This is a genomic window from Alkalibaculum bacchi, assembly GCF_003317055.1.
GTDB classification, from domain to species: domain Bacteria; phylum Bacillota; class Clostridia; order Eubacteriales; family Alkalibacteraceae; genus Alkalibaculum; species Alkalibaculum bacchi.
Map to the genome: position 1 here is coordinate 82,875 of NZ_QNRX01000010.1, position 21,105 is coordinate 103,979.

22 protein-coding genes are annotated in these 21,105 nt (G+C 34.3%); 7 read left to right on the forward strand and 15 right to left on the reverse strand.

Annotation, left to right across the window (positions count from 1 at the left end; genetic code table 11):
* Positions 1–396 precede the first annotated feature (396 nt).
* Positions 397–1,137, reverse strand: coding sequence for a deoxyribose-phosphate aldolase (deoC, locus tag DES36_RS08800; protein WP_113920893.1), 741 nt, complete (start codon positions 1,135–1,137; stop codon positions 397–399).
* 193 nt (positions 1,138–1,330) lie between these two features.
* Between deoC and DES36_RS08805 the strand changes: the two genes are divergently transcribed.
* On the forward strand, positions 1,331–2,092 hold the full coding sequence (locus DES36_RS08805; protein ID WP_113920857.1) for a YdcF family protein: 762 nt from the start codon (positions 1,331–1,333) through the stop codon (positions 2,090–2,092).
* Positions 2,070–2,942, forward strand: a complete 873-nt coding sequence (locus DES36_RS08810) for a MurR/RpiR family transcriptional regulator (protein WP_113920858.1) — start codon at positions 2,070–2,072, stop codon at positions 2,940–2,942. Before DES36_RS08805 ends, DES36_RS08810 begins: the two co-directional genes overlap by 23 nt.
* 59 nt (positions 2,943–3,001) lie before the next feature.
* On the opposite strand, the gene DES36_RS08815 is transcribed toward DES36_RS08810, so the two are convergent.
* The 3 genes from DES36_RS08815 to DES36_RS08825 form a co-directional block, all read right to left on the reverse strand.
* Positions 3,002–3,328, reverse strand: a complete 327-nt coding sequence (locus tag DES36_RS08815) for a CGGC domain-containing protein (RefSeq protein WP_170128250.1) — start codon at positions 3,326–3,328, stop codon at positions 3,002–3,004.
* 190 nt (positions 3,329–3,518) lie between these two features.
* Positions 3,519–4,571, reverse strand: coding sequence for a DUF4179 domain-containing protein (locus DES36_RS08820; protein ID WP_113920860.1), 1,053 nt, complete (start codon positions 4,569–4,571; stop codon positions 3,519–3,521).
* The gene (locus DES36_RS08825; protein WP_113920861.1) at positions 4,561–5,079 is read right to left on the reverse strand and encodes an RNA polymerase sigma factor; all 519 of its coding nucleotides are present in this window, start codon (positions 5,077–5,079) and stop codon (positions 4,561–4,563) included. The genes DES36_RS08820 and DES36_RS08825 overlap by 11 nt, the downstream gene beginning before the upstream one ends.
* 161 nt (positions 5,080–5,240) lie before the next feature.
* Between DES36_RS08825 and DES36_RS08830 the strand changes: the two genes are divergently transcribed.
* Both DES36_RS08830 and DES36_RS08835 read left to right on the forward strand, forming a co-directional pair.
* Complete coding sequence (locus DES36_RS08830) at positions 5,241–5,741, forward strand: hypothetical protein (RefSeq protein WP_113920862.1); 501 nt, start codon at positions 5,241–5,243, stop codon at positions 5,739–5,741.
* A gap of 23 nt (positions 5,742–5,764) precedes the next feature.
* Positions 5,765–6,226, forward strand: coding sequence for a GerW family sporulation protein (locus DES36_RS08835; protein ID WP_113920863.1), 462 nt, complete (start codon positions 5,765–5,767; stop codon positions 6,224–6,226).
* 112 nt (positions 6,227–6,338) lie between these two features.
* Here DES36_RS08835 and DES36_RS08840 read toward each other — a convergent pair whose 3' ends face one another.
* Entirely contained in the window at positions 6,339–7,079 is a 741-nt protein-coding gene (locus tag DES36_RS08840) for a Crp/Fnr family transcriptional regulator (RefSeq protein ID WP_113920864.1), read from the reverse strand.
* Between the two features lie 161 nt (positions 7,080–7,240).
* Entirely contained in the window at positions 7,241–7,666 is a 426-nt protein-coding gene (locus DES36_RS08845; protein ID WP_113920865.1) for a DUF1801 domain-containing protein, read from the reverse strand.
* 184 nt (positions 7,667–7,850) lie between these two features.
* Here DES36_RS08845 and DES36_RS08850 point away from each other — a divergent pair, with 184 nt between their 5' ends.
* From DES36_RS08850 to DES36_RS08860, 3 genes are all read left to right on the forward strand, one after another.
* A complete protein-coding gene (locus DES36_RS08850) occupies positions 7,851–8,363 on the forward strand; it encodes a YobA family protein (protein WP_113920866.1) in 513 nt (170 codons plus the stop codon).
* 208 nt (positions 8,364–8,571) lie between these two features.
* A complete protein-coding gene (locus DES36_RS08855) occupies positions 8,572–9,657 on the forward strand; it encodes a PstS family phosphate ABC transporter substrate-binding protein (protein ID WP_113920867.1) in 1,086 nt (361 codons plus the stop codon).
* A 174-nt stretch (positions 9,658–9,831) separates the two neighbouring features.
* On the forward strand, positions 9,832–10,209 hold the full coding sequence (locus DES36_RS08860) for a pyridoxamine 5'-phosphate oxidase family protein (RefSeq protein ID WP_113920868.1): 378 nt from the start codon (positions 9,832–9,834) through the stop codon (positions 10,207–10,209).
* Between the two features lie 55 nt (positions 10,210–10,264).
* Here the strand turns inward: DES36_RS08860 and cobC are convergent, their stop codons facing one another.
* The 9 genes from cobC to nikB form a co-directional block, all read right to left on the reverse strand.
* Positions 10,265–10,900 (reverse strand): alpha-ribazole phosphatase, encoded by a 636-nt coding sequence (cobC, locus tag DES36_RS08865; protein ID WP_113920869.1) that lies wholly within the window; start codon positions 10,898–10,900, stop codon positions 10,265–10,267.
* A gap of 23 nt (positions 10,901–10,923) precedes the next feature.
* Entirely contained in the window at positions 10,924–12,255 is a 1,332-nt protein-coding gene (locus DES36_RS08870; protein WP_113920870.1) for a DVU_1553 family AMP-dependent CoA ligase, read from the reverse strand.
* Between the two features lie 628 nt (positions 12,256–12,883).
* Positions 12,884–13,147 carry a metal-sensing transcriptional repressor gene (locus DES36_RS08875; RefSeq protein WP_113920871.1) on the reverse strand — a complete coding sequence of 88 codons (264 nt, stop codon included), beginning with the start codon at positions 13,145–13,147 and terminating at the stop codon, positions 12,884–12,886.
* A 32-nt stretch (positions 13,148–13,179) separates the two neighbouring features.
* Positions 13,180–13,407, reverse strand: a complete 228-nt coding sequence (locus tag DES36_RS15370; RefSeq protein WP_113920872.1) for a heavy-metal-associated domain-containing protein — start codon at positions 13,405–13,407, stop codon at positions 13,180–13,182.
* A 20-nt stretch (positions 13,408–13,427) separates the two neighbouring features.
* Entirely contained in the window at positions 13,428–15,713 is a 2,286-nt protein-coding gene (locus tag DES36_RS08885) for a heavy metal translocating P-type ATPase (protein WP_113920873.1), read from the reverse strand.
* Between the two features lie 159 nt (positions 15,714–15,872).
* Positions 15,873–16,631 (reverse strand): ABC transporter ATP-binding protein, encoded by a 759-nt coding sequence (locus DES36_RS08890; protein ID WP_113920874.1) that lies wholly within the window; start codon positions 16,629–16,631, stop codon positions 15,873–15,875.
* Positions 16,628–17,419, reverse strand: coding sequence for an ABC transporter ATP-binding protein (locus tag DES36_RS08895; protein ID WP_113920875.1), 792 nt, complete (start codon positions 17,417–17,419; stop codon positions 16,628–16,630). The genes DES36_RS08890 and DES36_RS08895 overlap by 4 nt, the downstream gene beginning before the upstream one ends.
* A gap of 140 nt (positions 17,420–17,559) precedes the next feature.
* Positions 17,560–20,070, reverse strand: a complete 2,511-nt coding sequence (gene nikC, locus DES36_RS15375) for a nickel transporter permease (protein ID WP_341457137.1) — start codon at positions 20,068–20,070, stop codon at positions 17,560–17,562.
* Position 20,071: 1 nt separating this feature from the next.
* Positions 20,072–21,010, reverse strand: coding sequence for a nickel ABC transporter permease (nikB, locus tag DES36_RS08910; RefSeq protein WP_113920876.1), 939 nt, complete (start codon positions 21,008–21,010; stop codon positions 20,072–20,074).
* Positions 21,011–21,105 lie beyond the last annotated feature (95 nt).

A 21,105-nucleotide genomic window follows, 5' to 3' on the forward strand; every position in this document is an offset into this window, starting at 1 on the left:
CATAACACTGAAGAATATCTCAATGTATCTTTGCATTTTGTTTAAAATTTCATCGTGTTTTTATCAAAATTCACCATAATCAATCCAAAACTTACCACATATGTAGATTTCCCTGTGGCAATTCTACCCTTTATTTGCGTGAATAGCGTCCTCAATGCATTAACTTCCGCTTTCTGCTTTCCACTTTCTGTAATCCTATTTCCAACAACGTGCAGGGAATTAGCTATTAAATTCGGAAAAGTAAAGCAGAATTTCTCTATTCAATAAAAAACAAGGAGAAGAACAAATAGATTGTCTCCTCCACTTTCAATAATTTTGAATATTTTATTTATAAAATGATATCTACAACTAGTCTTCTTTAAATCCAAGTACAACCGGCGCAGATTTCTATATTATTTAGTATGTTGAATTTTTATCTACACTGGCGTCTTCTGTAATTCCAAGTACAACTGGTGTAGATCTATAACCAACGCCCATTCTATCAATACCCATATCAATGAGTTGTAAGAAGTGTTCTCTTGTACGGATACATCCACTTCCCTTTACCTTTGCTTTGCCTTCACATTCTTCAAGCATAATTTTAATTACTTCTGGTGTAGCACCATAAGCTTCGAATCCTGTTAAGAACCCAGTACTAGTTTTTACGAAATCTGCACCCGCTACTATTGCACATTGGCAAGACTTTCTTACTTGTTCCTCATTTAATGTATCTGTTTCAAAAATAACTTTTACAGCTACATCATATTTATGGCAAACGTCTACTACCGCTTTGATGTCTGCTGTTACATCATCCCATTTTCCACTGAGTATCCAACCATAGTTTGCAACAATATCAAGTTCAAAAACATCGCCTCGTTTGCAATACAATTCAGCTTGCGCTACCTTAGACTCCGTTGTGCTCGTTCCAAAAGGAAAGTCGCAGACAACACATATTTTTGTATCAGTTCCTTTCGTTAATTCTGCTGCAATATCTAAGGATGATGGATTAATACATACAGTTCTACATCCATAATCAATACCTTCTTGTATATATTTACGAATATCATCCTCTGAAAATTCAGGTTTTAATACGGATTGATCAATATAACTACCTAATTCTTTAACAGTCATTTCACTTGCTTTTTTTAATGGTTTCATCTTTTCATCAACATCTACTGTTATACTTAATTCTTGTAACTGAATTATCGCAGATGTCCTCCTTGTCATTTATTATATAGTAGTTTTACTACATTGTAAATACATTTATTGTAGTTTTTATTCTTATTTCTTAATTTCTATTTGTAATTATCCTACATATACACTATAATTTATATAGTAGGAGGAAAAAATTATGCAAAATACTACCTTATTGATGAATGAAATCCTTCATTTCTTAGCTGATAAAGAGAAATACAATGTCTATTCCCAACAGTTTGATCTGTTAATATGGGCGGGAAATAGTATTTGCGCCCATGGTAAATATGTGAATGAACTATTAGAGAATAACATCGTCCAGAAAGTATTAATAACTGGTGGAGTCGGCCATGCTACAGAGCATCTGATTAATAATATAGAGACATCTTTTCCGTCCTTTTATATTGATAATGAAAATGCTCGTTCAGAAGCTGAGATTTTAAGAAACTTCATGGTATTCAACTATCGATTACCTGAGAACCTTTTCATCATTGAAACCCAGTCAACGAATACGGGAGAGAATGCGCTTTTTTCAAAAGAAATTTTAAAAGAGATGGAAATATATCCAAAGTCTATTTTATTACTACAAGATCCTCTTTTACAAAAGAGAACGAAAGCAACTTTTAGACATGTTTGGATGAATAATAGTATACGCTTTACTAATTTTGTGCCTGTTATTCCAGAATTAATCTCTTTTCAACCCAAACTATTATTTACAAATAAAGAATCAAATATTTGGTGGAGAAAAGAGTACTTTTTTTCTTTGCTCTTCAATGAAATTTCAAAATTACACGATACAAAGGATGGGTATGGACCCAAAGGGAAAAACTTTATTGAGCATGTAGATATCCCTAGTAATATCCTTTACAATTATCGCCAAATAAAGGAGATGTACAATGATAAAAGAAAGATCTTATGAAGAATTAATAAAAGCAAGTTACAGTAATTTAAGTAACTCAGAAAAAAAAGTAGCTGATTATATTCTATTAAATGGTCACGAAGTGACCAAATTGTCATTATGCGATTTAGCACAGGAAATCAGTATAAGTGAGCCTACTATTATTAGATTTGCAAAACATATCGGTTTGTCTGGCTATAGTGAACTAAAGTTAAAAATCATGAAAGATTGGGGAAAAAAGACAGTCTCTAATACAGATGATTCATTGCTAATTGATTTACACATAGGTCCAGAAGATAAATTAGAAGATCTACCTGAAAAAGTAATCAATATTACAATTAAAGGCTTACATGATACCTTAAATATTTTTAATACAGATAATTTTAAAAAAGCAATATCTGTTATTTCTTCAGCTAACCGAATTGATATTTTTGGTGTAGGAAATTCTGCTAGTATAGCACAGGATTTTATCAGTAAATTGATTCGTATTGGCTTAACTGCTCGGTTTTATGCAGATAATCACTTACAACAACTTAGTTGTTTGAGTCTTACTAATGATGATGTGGTTATTGCCATTACCCACTCTGGTAGCACAAAAGATGTTATTGATACTTTAAAGCTTGCAAAAGAAGCTGGTGCAACAACTATTGCTCTTACCAATTATAAAGCTTCTCTTATCTCAAAATACGCTGATATAGAACTTCTTACTGGCGATTATGAAACCACATTTTATAGTGAAACTATGGTATCAAGGATATCTCAACTAGCCATTGTAGATATGCTATATATGGGAATTCTTTTAAGTGATTATGAAAAATATACCAAGAGGCTTGATAGAGTAAATGTTTTAGTAGAAAGTAAGAATTATTAAAAGAAAATTAGAATTGTCAAGTAAACCATATGGTCTATTTGACAATTCTAATTATTCTGTCATTCACTTCCATGTGTAAAATCTATTACTTGAAATTTTTTTGAAAGTTCTTCGACAAACTCATCATACCACTTGCAATCTGACTTTATACAAGTAGAAAGGTGAATTGTCTTAATTCCCTCAGCCTCCATCTTTTTAGATTTTTCAATAATATCTACAGTGGCATTATCATTACAACCATTACACTGAACAAAATTAGTTATTTCTACATCTTTAAAAGCATACTTGTCAAAAGCGCCACTTTTTTCATTAAACGCATTAATGCATCCAACTCCAGCGCATTTTTTTGATATTTCGTAACAATTAATAATTCCTATCTTTTCCATATATCCTCCTATGTTTATACGTCCAGAATCCAACATGTAGTACATTTAATGTAATCATAATTCATATAATTTTAAGCTTACCTTATTTTACATTATACACTCTTTCCTGACAATTAGATCTAACAGCATCCTTCTGAGGATTCCTACTAAAAGTCTTTTAAGAATTCAAAGAGGATAATGCAAATTATCCTCAATTCATTTTTTGTTTAAATATTGTTTTATTTATTTTTTTAAATATGGCACTACTCTCCTCTGAGCCCATCTCTTTACTTATTTCATATCTCCCTTGAAAAGAGACAAATGTAATTTCTATTTCCTGTGTATCTTCTGGGAGAGCATCGAAAATCAACTCGTAATGAATCCCCTTCATATTTGTAGACATTCCCGACCCTTGAAGAGGGACTTCTTTGCCATTGGCGTATAAAGCCATTTCGATGTTATCTGGGTAAAACCTATTGTTTGTTATGTGATCAAATCCTAATTGGAAAATATTTTGTATCTGACCTTTAATAACTGTAGTTGTGGGTGAAGCTGTTAGAGATTTAATTTTAATATTTCTGCTGTTATCAATAGAAACTTCTTTATTAATACGGATTCTCAAACTTTTGCCAAGAGCTTTTCTTCGGTCTAAGGTGAAGGGAATTTCAGCATACTCCCCATTTCCTTCTTTTGTCGTATAGTTCACTCCTAATTTCATTTTATTATCAAAAATACTAGGTGCCCCATGAGTTTGTATGATCCACTTTTGTTCATTATTTTCTTTGTTTGTTTCCCCCGCTCCACCACCAGAAAATCTTTTTTGAAAGCCTGTAATCAACTGAGTAGTCATCCGTGGAGACACTTCTTCGATATCTTCACTTGGAGCTTTTATTACATAAAAAAGATTTACTCCATTGTCATCAAGCATAATACCATCAAGTGTAATGGATGCACCATCGCTAAAAGAATAGGATTTATTAATGGATTGACCTTTGCCCATCTCATTTAACTTTTGTAAAGTGCCTGTCATGACAGGCTCATAACCTACGAATTTTCCTGTATAATAAGCTACCGTATCTATATGAGGGCCTATTATTAAAAAAATCAAAATAATGATTGCAATGCGTTTGTAAAATCTTTTATTATTTTTCTTTGGTGTCTTTTCTAGAGCTTCAAGTAATTTGCCTTCAAGTTCTTCCGGAACCTCCATTTGATTTAATTTATCTTTTTCTTCCTGTAGTATTTTATGAATCTTATTCGCCATAATAATCACCTCCAAATGACTCTTTTAATATTTTAATTCCAGCATGTAGTCTAGATTTCACTGTCCCAAGTGGTATTTTTAATAATTGAGACATTGTTTCGTAATCTAAATCGAGAAAATACCTAAGTCGTATTACCTCTTGATGCTTATAGCTTAATTTATTTAAATACATTTCTAAATCCAATCTATTTTCGCTATTATACGCTTCAATTGTTTCAGCTTTCATTTCTTCCATAGAGACGACCTTCCTATTTTTCTTGTGTCTTCGTTTTACGATATTAACTAGAATCGTTTTACTCCATGTATAAAAAGAGTCGTTGTTTTTTAATTGATTTATTCTTTGATAAACAAGCAAAATCATCTCCTGCATTGCATCCATTGCATCTTCTTTGTTTTGAGTATATACGTAAGCTAATCTGTAATACGAAGCCTTTTGTGCCATAATCAACTGAACTAGTGCTTCTTTGTTTCCTTCCTTGGCCTGCCCTACAAGTCCATTAATATCCACCTTATCACCACCTTATATATCTTAGAGCTTGCGCCCGTCAAAAAAGTTCATTTTTTTTATTTTTTATTTTCCATTATCTTTCATGATTTCTTTCGCATTAATTACAAATACTAATCAATGTACAAAAGAAGATAGAATTTTTAAAGATTCATGTACTTGAAATGGAGGTGATATTCATAAAAATCCTATTAATCTTAATTGCATCATCTTTAGTAATCATCACCATATTGCTATTTAAAATCGCATTGCATATTAGATTAAAATATCACTCAAATGAAAGCAATATTAATGTAAGTTTAGTTTGGTTGGAACCCTTTTTTAAAGCTTTTATCACCATTGAAGACTTAGATATTTACTTAAAACTGTATCTATTTAATAAACTAATTTTAAACCGAAAACTAAAGAACCGAAAGACAAAATCACAAGGATTGGATTTCGTTAAAAAAACAGATCCTCAAAATGTACATGTTAATGTTCAATATGGTTTTCGAGATCCTTTTATGACAGGCATTTCTTGTGGATTAATGAATTTCACCTCTGAGTTTATAGATGTAGAGTCTATGAATCAAGTACCAGATTTTATGGCAGGGGACGATTATATTCATTTAGATGCAACCGCAAATATTAATATTGGTTCTACTTTACTAAAAATGTTGAGATGAAAAAATTTTAGGAGGATATACCAATGGAAAACACAAATTTAAATCAAAATGTAAATACACTTTTTTCAAATTTAGAAAGCTTTACCCAAAGTCAAGGTCTTATTGGAAAACCAATTATCCACGAAAATAAAACGTTTATGCCTATTGTTTCTGTTACCCTTGGATATGGTAGTGGTAACACTGCTAGTAAGGCTCAGCCTATGCCTTCATCTGCATCGGGAAAAATGTCAGGTGGTGCTCTCGGTTTAGGCGCAAAACTTTGCACTGATGCCGTTCTTATGATTGATAAAGACAATGTATCTATGATTCCAGTAAATAGTGCGTCTACAAGTCAACTTATGGATAAAATCCCACAAATGGTTTCAAGCATGGGTCAAGGAAAGCAAGGTCAACAGGCTCAACAAGGGCAGCAGCAACAAGGACAACAACAGCAAGGGCAACAAGGTCAGGCTAGCCAAAGTCAGGGGCAAAACACTCAAAAATAAAAACATAATTTATGGCTATCAAAAGATTTAAATAATGAGAAGAACCCTGCATCATTAGAAATGCAGGGTTCTTTTATATACAGTATAAAATCTATTATTATTTATAGAGCATTTAAACGAGTAATAAACTTTCTGCGTCTAGTATTTTTATCTTTCTTCGCGTTTGCTTAATATACCCTAGTTCTTCAAACTCTGTTAGCTTTCTGCTAATGGTCTCTGGAGTCGTTCCTAAATAGGATGCTAAATCTTTTTTACTCATAGGTAAGGGGAATTCAGTCCCTTCCTGTTGATCTTCTACGCATTCAATTAAAAACTGAGCGATTCTTGTATCCACTTTCTCTGTAGAAATTCGAGTAGTCTGTTTTTCAGAATCCTCTAAACGCCTTGAAAATTCCGATAATAGTTTTAATGAAATAGAAGAAAATTTTCCTAAAAGTTCTTGTAAATCTGTCCGAGTAATCATACAAACTTCTGTGTCCTTCATAGCTTCAGCATAAGATTCGTGAATGGATTCACTAAACACTGCCAACTCTCCTGTAAAATCTCCTGCAGTTAAAATACGCACTAGCTGCTCTTTTCCCATTTCCGACAAGCGGTAAATCTTAATTTTACCTTTACTTACGATGTAAAGGGAATCGGATTTATCTCCCGGTTTATAGATGATTTCACCTTTTTTATATGAGTTTGAGCGAATCACCTTTGAGATTACATTCATTTGTTCTCCATCTAAATGATTGAAAATAGGAACTAAAGAAACACAAGATTCGTGCATCTCCCCTCCATTACAATGGTGATTGCAATTTGACGATTCTTTTTTTTCTGAGTGGCAAGAAACACTTTCCTTTTTTTGCATTATATCCTCCTTCCCTTTACTCTCATTCTACTTTAAAGAAAGATTTTTTCCAAATTCTTTTTATATACTAGGATTCAATTTCTCTTGTCTCTTAACACAAATAAATTGAGTATCACTCCCACCTCTAAATTCCACTAAAAAATATATGTATAGCTATATTCTTATATGTTTTCTGGATACCTTTCTTTTGTCACATATACAGTTCTTTTTATTAACTTCCTTAACACTTCAATATTGATATCCAATAATTTATTGACATACACACACGCTTTCCCAGCAGTAAACTTACCTAGATCTTTTATTTGCTCCTCAATCTCTTCATCCTCTAGTGCTAAATACAAACTAAACTTTGCTTTACGTGGTGAAAATCCTACTAACATGGCATCCCCCTCATGTCCTGAAGCATATTTATAGTGGTATGACCCAAATCCGATCATACTATCGCCCCACATTTTGGCCTCTAATCCTGTAGTTTCTGTAAATATCTCTAGTAATCTATACGCATCTTCTCTCTTTTTTGCATTTTCAACCTTTTCTATAAATTCTTTGACATTATTGTCATTTTCTTTTGTTTTAAGTTTATACATATCAAAATCCCACCTTTCATACATATATATAGGATAATATTGCAAAATTCAAACACCTTTATAATCTCATTCTATTATTCACCTTCAGATCTTTGAGTATAGGTCCATTAAGTTAAAAATAATCTTTTACTGGAACTTATTTATACTTCTGGCGTCTAATTAAGTAAGAAATGGAGAGATCGTTATGAAGAAATGGTATTTATTGATGCTTTTAGTGCTTATGGCGCTTCTTGTAGGATGTAATTCTAAAAATGAAAATCCTGATAGCCAAAGTATGACAGGCTATGTCATGGATAAAGAAGGCGAAAGGATTTTAATAGTAGATGATGACACCCAAGACTTTAGTTCTATAGGTGGAGTAAAAGAATTTTATAATGCTATTTGGTTTTCAGAAGCCCCATCTGAGATAAAGGAGGGGGATTTTGTTGAGGTGTGGTTTGATATGGTGGCAGAATCTTTTCCCGGGCAATCACAAGCCATAAAAGTAGAGGTCGTGAAGCAAGAAAAACCAAAAGGTGCAGACTTAACGAAATCCGAGGCATTACACAAACTCCTAACTTCAGATGAAATTAAAAAGGATTTGTATGGTGTCAGTTCTATAAAATATAATGAGAAAGAAGATACCTGGAATATTGCACTGAAAAATCTTTTAGATGACACTAGTAAGCCAGTATCCTTTACTGTAGTGGATAATTAAGCATCTTAAGGATGCTTAATTTATTTTTTTAGAAATCATTTAATTTTCTTAGAATGATCGATATACACTCCCTTAACGAAAAACAAACCTCTCTTAGCATTCTAGAATAATTTATCATCCATTGTATTAAAATACACAAATTGATATAATAATGTAAAATATTAAAACATTTCAATAACCGTCTCACTAATATTAAAGGAGAATTGTCATGAAAAAAAAGCTACTTATTTTTGTAATTCTAATTGTCATCGCAATTGTCTTATACGTAAACTATTGGAAAAAATACACTGGTGAACCTGATCGAACGGGTTCCTGGTCACAAATCAATCAGATTGTCAAAAGAGATCAAAACTGGCGTCAATTCGTAGACAATAGCTCGTTTCAATTAGGAGAAAGAAAGGTAAAAGGAAGTTGGAGCACAAATGATGAGGAAGAAAAATACTACGAAATAAAGTATGGAACGTATCCTAGTTTAGATGGTTCAACTGTTGCTGTTCCTATGGCAATCGAATTTGCGAGACAGCACTTAGGTTTGTCTGATCAAGACGCAAATGATTTTGTAGCCTTTAATACAACCCACATAGCCTACGAAAATTTAATTTTATCTACGCCAAATCATTTAGGCATGATTCGTTCTACGAATACATTTATGGAAGAAAATCACCCTGTAGATTTGATTTTGGCTACAGAACCTTCTCAGGATGAATTACAACTCGCCCAAGAAAACAATATTCAATTGATTACTCGCCCTGTATGTTATGATGCTTTTGTTTTTATTACTCATAAGGATAATCCTATAGAAAGTTTGACTGTAGAACAAATTCAAGGCATCTATTCTGGTGAGATTACCAACTGGAGTCAAGTAGGCGGTAATGACGAAAAAATTGCTGCTTATCAAAGAGAGCAAAACTCTGGGAGCCAAACGGCCATGGAAAATCTAGTCATGAAAGGAAAAACAATGCTCCCACCTAATAAAATTAAAGTGATCCAAGGGATGGGAGAATTAGTAGAAGTCGTTGGAGAATATGAAAACAACAAATCAAGTATTGGGTATACTTATCAGTATTATATTAATACTTTGTACAAAAATGAGGATATCAAAGTATTAAAAATAAACAATATTTCTTCCCAATCAGATAATCTAAAAAATGGTTCTTACCCCTTTACTACCAATTATTATGGTGTTATAAGAAGTGACGATAAAGAGGGTACAGCAGGACAATTCTTAGAATGGATACTCAGCGAAGAAGGTCAAAGATCCATCGAACAAGCAGGCTATATTCCTATGAGATGATTTATAAAAGATAGCTTTATTCGCTCCATTCTTCTCATTATTCATGTAATGTACTACTAAATTAAAAGGGTACTTTTAGCTGATTGAAATGTACCAAAAAGCATATACTATTGTAGACGCTCATAAATAGCAAAAGAGATTGCTTAATCGTTTATAATAGAAGGAGTCCTGAATATGCTAAACGAAAAATTACTAGAGGTCCTATCTCACCCATCTGACGGCATAGTGGCTATTGTTACACAGGGTAAAGATGAACCTCATGTGGTAAATACATGGAACAGCTATATCTATGTAACCGAAGACGATAAACTCTTAATTCCCTCTGCTGGGATGTCTAAAACCGAAAAGAATATTGAAGCAAATTCTAAAATCAAATTAACTATTGGAAGTCGAGAAGTTCAAGGAAAAATGTACAAAGGCACAGGTTTTTTAATTACTGGAACTGGAAATTTTATAAAGAGCGGTGCTAATTTTGATCTGACGAAAGAAAAATTTGAATGGGCAAGAGCTGCTTTAGAAATAACTGTTGAAAGTACTACTCAAACCATCTAAAGAATTTCAAAGTGTAAGATTAAAACACCTCGCTTTTAAGGCGAGGTATTTGCTTTTAAAAGGAATTACTACATAGATTTGTTTTTGTCGATGAACATGTTTTGTTTATTTCTTCTACTGATAATTTCCCTTCTCTTTGAAGAATAATATTGTAGCAACCATATTCCTGTGGAATAGTAAAGAGTTGTTCTAAGGGGATATTTAATATATTGCATAAGATCATGCGATTTACACCTGCATGGGCTACAATTAGAAGATTACCTTGGGTACTTGATATGATTTCATTAAAAGCTTTCATGACTCTACTGCTGCATTCTAAAAAACTTTCTCCACCTGGTATACAGTAATTGATAATATCCTTTCCCCGTTTGTCAAATTCTTGTGGATAGTTCTTTTTTACTTCTTCAAAACATAAACCTTCCCAATCGCCTAAATGAATTTCATTGAGATTTTTTACAATGATAGGTTTCATATTATGGCCTTCTGCGATGATTTTAGCCGTGGTCTTTGTTCTTAATAAATCACTACAATAAATCTTGGTAAAGAGCATGTCTTTAAAAATAAGAGCTAGTCTTTCTGCTTGATTTATCCCCTTTTCACTTAATTTTATATCTAGTTGGCCTATGTATGTTTTTTTATCCTGTAAAATATTTAAAGCCCCATGTCTAGCAAGGTAAACTCTTCTTTCCATATGAAATTTCTCCTTCACAGATTCTAACCCCTCAAATCCTTTACCTTCCTTTTGTGCATACCATCAGATTGGTCAAGGCTTATAAATTTATTCTTAATATCTAAAACAAGTTTTTTCTTTTCAATCAGTTCTCCAAAGGTTGCTGAAGATAACAGTTTATTAGAAATCGCATTGTTTAAGCAGTCGCCTGTAGAAAATGGGGAACTTATATTAATGCTTAAGCACTCTTTGTTTCCTAATTTTGTTAAATAAGCATCGTAATTAATAACCTCTTCAATAGAAAACAAAATTTCATCTAGTTGAGTAATCGTCAGAATCTTTTCACTTTCTAATTTTATGCATTCCTCTATTCGGTACAAAACTTTATCTAATCTCTTTAAAGGGGAGCCACAAGGGCAAGGTTCTTCTATTATTCTACTAATATCTCCTGTAAGATAGCGAATCAGGGGCATACCCTTTCTTGTAAGCGTAGTAAATACTACTTCTCCATATTGTCCATTTGGCACAGGAAGTCTTGTTGTAGGATCTACGACTTCAAAGTATAAATCTGCTTCTCTTACATGATAACCCTCAAAGGCATCGCAAGCTACTCCACCACCTAGTCCCATTTCAGTCATGCCATAGTGTTCATATACCTGACAATTCCACACCTTTTTCAACTCATCTATGATTGAATTTGGTACGTAATCTGCACTTAATAAAATACTTTTAAGAGAAATAGGGTCTGTATTTTTATTATATTTGTAGTATTTCGCTAAAGCAAAAACTTGCTGAGGAAGACCTACAAGAGAGTTTATATTTTTTTCGGTTATAATTTTAAGTACCTCATTTACATTATCTACTAGACCGTATATGTAGCTTTCTACTCCTAATCGTTCTAAACCCTTTTTTAACAAATCTCCTACGCTTCCAGGTTTCTGTCCCGGCATAAGGATTAGTACTTTATCTCCTGGCTCTACTAAAGTCGCCATTCCATTATGAAAAAAATCTATTGTTAAATCCTGATCTTCTTTTGTAAAAAAAATTCTCTTTGGGTGGGATGTGGTTCCAGAGGTTTGTAGTGTAACAATACGATTTATCTCATTTTGAGATACGCATATAAAACGAGTTCCTTGCTCTTTAATATCTTCTGATGTTGTAAATGGAAGAGTAGATATATCGTTTAAGCTAGATATTTTCTCTAGATTTACATCTTTTAGCAATTTATTGTAAAACTTGCTTTTTTCCTTGACGTACTGTAGTGTTTCTCGTAATCTTTTCAACTGATAAGATTCAAGGTCTTTAATCTTTAGTTCCTCTTTTGAAACTTGCCCAATCTTCTCTTTAATCCAACTATCTAAAGATGTTCTTTTCATGATTTCCCCCTATATAAAGATTATCGTCTTACCATTCTACTACGTATTTATTGATAATTTTACCACAATATACAAGTAAAGTCATTCTCCTTGCAATTCTTATACTAAAATGACATTGAGCAGGAGCATATCAAATAAGATGAGCGCTTTAGTCTTTAGTCACTAGAATTTGGGTATTCCTTTCGGGTCAAGATCTTTCGCTTGCGCTCAAGATGACTGGGCAGGAGCTAGGGCCAAAAATAGGACTTTCCTAATATACAGGAAGAGGCCTGCGAGCATTAGTCGCTGGTCATTAGTCTTTAGTCATTAGCATTTAGGTATTCCTTTCGGGTCAAGATCTTTCGCTTGCGTTCAAGATGACTGGGCAGGAACTAGGGCCAAAAATAGGACTTTCCTAATATACAGGAAGAGGCCTGCAAGCATTAGTCGCTGGTCATTAGTCTTTAGTCATTAGCATTTAGGTATTCCTTTCGGGTCAAGATTCTTCGCTTGCATTCAGGATGGCTGAGCAGGAGCTATGGTCAAAAGTAGGGATTTCGTACAATAAAAAACAGCTTAGAAGACAATTTGTAAGCTGTTTTTTATGTGTAATTTATTCTTAATATTGTATTATCTAGGTAGCAGGCAATTATTTTGCCAATTTGTCAATAATGGCCATAATCTCTTCAATTTTTTCACGTTGATCGCCTGTTTCAAAGGCTTCGTGTACACAACTTCCTAAGTGGTCGTGAAGGACTTCTCTGTTGATATTTCGCAAAATAGCTTGCGCTGCCATCAGCTGATTAGAGATATCAATACAATATCGGTCTTCTTCAACCATCTTTAAGATTCCATCTATCTGACCTCTTGCAGTTTTTAAAAGACGAGTCACTTTTGTTTTGTCAGATTTCATATTTGTTCTCCTTTTTTAGTTCGTTAATGTTTTTAGCCAAATAAACCCTTCTTTTCTTTAATAGAAACAGCCTCTAAGTTTACTTCTTCTAATGCATCCTTAAATACTTGATCCTCTACATTTTTTGCTAGTTGTACCACCGCATTATTCTTTTTAAGGTTTACTTTTGCCTCTACGCCATCTATGCTATTTAATGCTTTTGTGGCTCTTGCAACACAATGTTCGCAACTCATTCCCTTAATGTCTATAATCTTTTTCATAATTTACCTCTCCTATTTATTTATTTTACATTTACGTGTTTTGGTTTAAATAATTTTAATCTTAAGGCATTTGATACAACAAATACAGAACTCACACTCATTGCCGCTGCCCCAAACATTGGGTTTAGCTTCCAACCTAAGGCTGTATAGAATACTCCTGCTGCTAGTGGTATTCCTAAGGTATTGTAGAAGAATGCCCAAAATAGATTTTCTTTGATGTTTTTAATAGTAGCTTTACTTAATTGAACAGCTGTAACTGCATCTAGTAAGTCGCTTTTCATTAGTACAATGTCTGCTGATTCAATCGCAATATCTGTACCTGCTCCAATAGCAACACCTACATCTGCTCTCGCCAAAGCAGGAGCATCGTTGATTCCATCCCCGACCATTGCAACTTTTTTTCCATTTTCTTGTATGCTTCTTATTTCTCTTTCTTTGTCTTGTGGTAATACTTCTGCAACTACTCGGTCGATGTGCAATTGATTTTTAATAGCTTCTGCTGTTTTTTGATTATCACCTGTAAGCATTACTACGTCAATTCCCATAGCTTTAAATTGCTCAATGGCATCACGGCTTGTAGGTTTGACTACATCTGCTACAGCAATAATTCCTAAAAGCATTTGACTATCTGCAAAGTACAAGGGAGTCTTACCCTCCATAGCAAAGCTATCTGAGGTCTCTTGGAAGGTGCTTACATCTATATTTTTCTCTCTCATTAAGGCTAAATTACCTGCAATATACTCTTTTTCATCAATTTTACCAACGATACCTCTTCCAGAAATGGCCTCAAATTCAGTAACATCTTTTGCTAGTATGCCCTCTTCTTTTGACCTTTCAACAATGGCTTCAGCTAGGGGATGTTCTGAAGGTTTTTCTAGTGATGCTGCAATTTGCAGTAGATTTTTTTCTGTTTCTTCATTCATAGTTATAATATCCGTAACCACTGGCTTACCTTCTGTAATGGTGCCTGTTTTATCTAATACAACCGTATTAATTGTGTGAAGAATTTCTAAAGATTCTGCAGATTTAATCAATATTCCATTTGATGCACCTTTACCTGTTCCAACCATAATGGCAACTGGTGTGGCTAAACCTAAAGCACATGGACAAGATATGACTAATATGGAAATCCCTATAGACAAGGCAAATTCAAAGGATTGCCCTAAAAGTAACCACACAATAGTGGCTACAATAGCTATAGCAATTACTACAGGAACGAAGATTCCACTAATCTTATCCGCCAATTTTGAAATAGGTGCTTTAGATGAACTTGCATCTTCTACTAGTTCAATAATCTGTGCTAATGTAGTGTCATCGCCAACTTTTTCAGCTTTAAATTTGAAAAATCCCGTTTTGTTTATAGTAGCAGCTATGACCTTATCTCCAACGTTTTTCTCTACAGGGATACTCTCTCCTGTTAAAGCAGATTGGTCTATCGCTGTACTTCCTTCAATAACCACTCCATCTACTGGAATGCTCTGACCTGGTCTTACTACTATAATATCCTCTATTACTACGTCTTCTACGGGAATTTCAGTCTCTTGACCATCGCGAATAACAGCTGCTGTTTTTGGTGCAAGATCTAATAACTTAGAAATAGCTTCAGAAGTCTTTCCTTTAGCTCTCGTCTCTAATAATTTACCAAGTGTAATCAACGCTAAGATCATTGCTGCAGACTCAAAATATAAATCCATAGTATATTGATGTACTAAGTGTAAATCATTATGTCCTAAACCATATCCAATTCTAAAAATAGCATAGACCCCATACACTAATGCTGCTCCTGAGCCTATAGCAATCAGTGAATCCATATTAGGTGTACCATGAAATAAGCTTTTAAAGCCAACTCGGTAGTACTTGCGATTGACGTACACAATAGGTAGTGTTAGCAGGAATTGTATAAACGCAAAGGTAATAGCATTTTCAGGTCCCATTAGCCAATCTGGTTGAGGAAGACCGAACATATGCCCCATAGACACGTACATTAATGGAATTAGCAAGACAAAGGAGATAATAACACGTTGCTTCATTTCTTTTATTTCCTCTTCTACGGGGTTTATAGCCTTTTCTTTTTGATTTTCAGCACTTGCTCCACGCACAAATATAGAAGCTCCATATCCGGCGTGTTCAACAGCCTTGATGATTTCTGTTTTGTCTATATGGACATCATCATAATCCACAGTCATACTATTTGAAAGTAGATTTACTTCTACAGAATTGACCCCATCCAGTTTTTTTACTGTCTTTTCCACATTTGCCGAACAAGCGGAACAAGTCATGCCCGTTACATTAAACTTTTGGTTCATATTTTCACCTCATTATCATTTATATAACTATACCCCTAGGGGGGTGTCTGTGATTATAGATTACATGACCTACTTTATTTTGTCAAGAACTTTTATATATATACCAAAACACACGAGGATTTAATCACTCGTGTGTTTTATATATTTTAAGTTCATCTTCTACAACAATACGGCATCAATTAACTTCTTCGTATACTCTTCCTTAGGATTCATGATTACTTGGTCGACTGTTCCTTCTTCGACAATTTGACCTTGATACATGACCAGTACCCTATCACAAAACTGCTGTACTAATGCGATATCGTGGCTAATAAAAAGATAAGACATACTTTGTTCTTTTTTTAGTTTATCTAACAATTCAATGATCTGCTTTTGCACTGTTACATCTAAAGCGCTGGTGACTTCATCACAAATTAAGAGGTCAGGGCTTGTCATGATAGCTCTTGCAATGGCTGCCCTTTGGCATTCACCCCCACTAACTTCATGTGGATATTTCAAAGCGTATTCTCTTGGTATACCAACCAAATCTAAGAACCCATACATCCGCAGCTTTGCATCTGATTTAGAGATTCCTTGATTGAGCATTCCTTCTATAATGCTAGATCCTAGTTTAATTCTTGGATTAAAGGAATCTACAGGCATTTGAAAAATCAATTGCATGTTTTTGTACAGTTTCTTCCGTTCTTTCCGTGTTAAACCTGTAATGTCTTTGCCTTTAAAATAAATACTTCCATTATCTGGTCTTTCTAAACAGGTTATTATTTTAGCTACAGTACTCTTGCCAGAACCGCTTTCACCTACAATACCTAAACATTCTCCTTCTTTCATTGTAAAAGAAACATCATCAAGAGCCTTGTGGAGAGTATTCTTCTTCGTAAAGGTTTTACTTATGTCTTTTAATTCCAATATTGTATTCAACCATTTTCCCTCCTGATTCTAGGTACTGCTTCGATAAGATTTTTTGTATACTCTTCTTGGGGATGAAAAACAATTTGGTCTTTCGTTCCGTATTCAACAATATTTCCCTCTTTCATTACTACAACGGTATCTGCCATATAAGAAATAACACCGATATTATGGCTGACAATCACGATTGCCGTACCATATTCATCCCGCATTTTCATCATTTCTCGGATTACCTGCAATTGTATGGTCACATCTAAAGCAGAGGTTGGTTCGTCTGCAAAAAGGAGGGATGGCTTTAAAAGCATGCCCATCATTATTCCTACCCGTTGGTTCATTCCTCCAGACAGTTCAAAGGGATAACTTTTTAAAATTCGATTTCCATCCTTAAAGTTTAATTTATCTAAAAGCGCTAATCCTTTAGACTTCGCTTCTTCTTTCGTAATCTTTTTGTGTTGACTCATACTTTCATATAATTGATCGCCAATAGTACGAACTGGGCAAAGAGCACTTTCAGAATTTTGAAAAATCATTCCCATTTCATAGCCTCGAATATTTTGAAACTCTTGAGAATTATAATCTAAGATATTTTCACCTTTATAATAAACATGACCTTTTGTTACAGCTCCAGTAGGTCCCAGTAGGCCCATAGCAGCTTTTATCAACGTGCTCTTTCCACTTCCTGATTCACCAACGATTCCTAAGATTTCACCTTCTTTTACCTGAAAGCTTATATCCCTTACATAAGGCCGAGCATTATAGCTGATTTCCACATTCTTCATAGCAAGTAATATTTCTCTCATTTGATCATCTCCAAGGCATCTAATACTTTTCATTGCTTGATTTATTCTGCATGAATAAATACGAATACTCCCACTTAAAGCTTTCAGAGGGGAGGAGAAAGCTAAGTGGGAGATTAGGTGTCTGTAAACACGGACTTCGTTTACTGTATCTCTAAGTTTGCTGTGATTTCATAATAATCTGAAGGATGTGCTTCAAACCCTGTTATATTTGACTTCATTACAAAGGACATCTGTAGATGAGATGCAAATATAAAGCTCACATCGTCAAGGATAATCTGCTGCATTTGAACTGCTAAATCGGAACGCTTATCCTTATTGAATTCGTTTCTCAACTCTCCTGCTTGTTTTTCTAGTTCCTCATTGTAATAGCCACCTCGATTTTTAGCAGATGATTTTAAGCTGTGAGTTGTAAAAAAATACTCTGGGTCTCCTGTTGGAGCTGTAACAAAAGCACTTGCATAGATATCCCAATTGCCGGATTCAAGAAAATCTCTATGATTCTCAGTAGAGTTTACTTTAACGTCTATTCCAATTTCTTTTAGAGTTGCCTGTACGGATTCTGCTAAGAGTGGTAATTCTTGGCGTCCTGGATATGTAAGCCATCTAATAGTCAGATTTTTTCCGTCCTTGTCCACAAAACCGTCATTATTGGTATCTTTCCATCCCGCTTCCTCTAATCGCTTTTTCGCAGCATCAACATCGTAAGTAGGCCCTTTAACTGCTTCATTTCCAAATTTAAAATTAGATGGGAATACTCCTACAGCTGGTGAACCATTGCCATTTAAAAGCACCTCAGTAAAGCCTTCCTTGTCAATACCCATGGCAATGGCCTTTCTTACATTAAGATCCTGTAATGCTGGTGTATCAAAGTTTAATTGAGCAAAAAATGCGCGAGAAGTATTGGTTGAACTTATTTTATAGTCGTTATTATCTTCAAATAATGAATAGCTAGCATATGGTAGCCCCTGAGTTGCATCAATTTCTCCTGATTGAAGAGCCATAGTAAGGGTATCTCCATCTGTAATAGTCTTTACATTTACACGGTCTACCTTCACCTCTCCACCCCAATAGTTTTCATTCTTTACTAAATTAATTTCAGTATCAGAAACTTTCTCTGCAATATAAGGACCTGTTCCCGCTACATTACGATCTTCTGTAACGCCATATTCCATATCGATGATGGCCCCATATGGATCACTTAAATAATTAAGTAGTGCTGGTACTTTTTCTTCAGAAACGATAGTAATAGATTGACCATCAGCAGTGATCTCCTTGATTTTTAAGTCACCTGGAGCACGATCGTGAACTGCAATAAGATTATCGAGACATTCCTTTACAGCTTGTCCGTCCATTTTTCTACTACTTGAAAAGTTTACATCATCTCGAAGATTAATCTTAACTGTATACTCATCTATCTGTTCATAGTCTGTAGCTAGCCAAGGTTCAATTTCCATAGATTCATTAAATTTAAACAAAGTCTCACCTACACCATAACGAACAGATGACCAACCTGAATAATCGAAGTGAGGATTTAACCCTGAATTTCCCATTTCAGGTCCATATGCTGTTGTACCGTAATTAAATACTTTCTCTTGAGGCTTTTCACTGATTCCCTCATTGTTTGAAGATTGTCCACATCCTGTAAACAGTGTTACTATCATAATAGCTACTAATAATAGGGGCATAATTCTTTTAATTATTTTCATTTTATTATCTCTCTCTTTCATGTATTTGAAAATTGTTGAGGCTTTACCCATAGTAGCAGAATAAAAACTTATGTCAGAAGTTCCATTATAATTTTGGGGATCTAAAACATCTCGTATGGTATCTCCTAGTAAATTAAAAATCGTTACGGAAACAAAAATGGCAAAACCCGGTGCGAATATAACCCAAGGTGAAGTTTGTATCATGCTGCGTCCATTGCTCATCATTGACCCCCATTCTGCCATTGGGGGCATTGCTCCAAGACCTAAAAACGATAATCCAGCGAGCTCCATAATCATTGTACCTAAATCTAATGTAGCTGTTATTAATATAGGGGCAAAGATATTCGGCAGAATTTGTTTAAAAATGATTTTGCCAAAACTACTATTTGATAGAATAGCAGCTTGAACATAAGGCATATTTTTTATAGTGAGTACTTGTCCTCTTGCCAGTCTTGCGTATTTAGGCCAAGAAATAACCGCCAGAGCAATAACTGCATTCATAATGCCTCCACCTAAAACACCTGCTACTGCAATGGCAAATACCATTCCAGGAAAGGCTAAGAAAATATCAGAAATTCGCATAATAAAAGAATCGAATTTGCCACCTAAATATCCACAAATGACTCCTACTAAGGAGCCAGAAATCGAAATCATCCCTAATAATAATAAAGAAGAAAAAATAGTAGCTCTAGATCCCATTATTACCCGAGAAAGTATATCGCGACCATATCGATCTGTTCCAAAAATATGCTCTTTTCCTGGTGCCTGAAGTGCATTAGACAAATTCTGTGCATAGGGATCATAGGGAACTATTTTATGTGCAAAAAGAGCAACTAGTAGTAATGTCAAGGCTAGACAAATCAAGATAATTAACTTAAGTTTAACTGGGCCTCTGTATTTTTTTGTCCTGTATTGTTTTGTTCTATCTTTCTTTACAAAACCCATTCTACTCCTCCTGATTTAGTCGAACTCTTGGGTCTAAGTAGTGGTATAAGATGTCCGTTATTAAATTTACGAGTACATAAATAATAGCCATCCAAACAACATAAGCTTGTATCATAGGATAATCGCGCATCATAATGGAATCTACTGCTAGTTTCCCTACACCATCCCACATAAAAATGGATTCGATAATAGCAGTACCTCCCAAGAGAGAACCAATTGATAAAGACATTAATGTCACCAAAGTAATCATGGATACCCTTAATACACTAGCAAAGAGAATTGTCCTTTCTTTTACTCCCCTAGCTTTAGCTCCTATAACATAAGGTTTTCCTAATTCTTCTAAAACCGTTGTTCTCACTTGTCTCGTATATTTTGATGCCATAGAGATCGATAGGGTTAGTGTAGGTAGAACTAGACTTTTCCATTCATTATTCCCCATTACAGGCAGCCACTTTAATTTTAACGAAAAGAAGTAAATTAGTAATAGAGATACAAAAAAGCCTGGCAGTGAATTTCCAATAAAAGTAAAGAATCGAATGCAATAATCTGTAAATCTATTATGTCTCACCGCTGATATAATGCCAAAGGGTATAGAAATAACTATAGTAGTAATAATGGATGAAAGCGTCAATAAAATCGTAAAGGGTAATTTAGATACAAAGGTTTCAAATACCGGTCTTCCAGATACAAAAGACACGCCCATATCACCTTTTAGCATTCCCACCAACCAATTAAGATACTGAACTAAAAATGGCTTCTCAAGACCTAATTCTGCTCGTTTAGCAGCTACTATTTCTTCTGATGCTGTTCCTCCTGCGTTTTCGTATATTGCATCAATTACATCCCCCGAAGCAGTCTGCATTAATGCAAAAGTAATAAAACTGATAGCAATGATGACAGGCACAAGATGAATCAATCGTTTTCCAATGTATCTCCACATTTTGTCTCCTTAAGCAAAAAACTGCTGGCATCTGTTATCAGTTGCTAATGTCTAACCAACCTTAATACAACACCTTTCATTCTTATCTCTTTTGA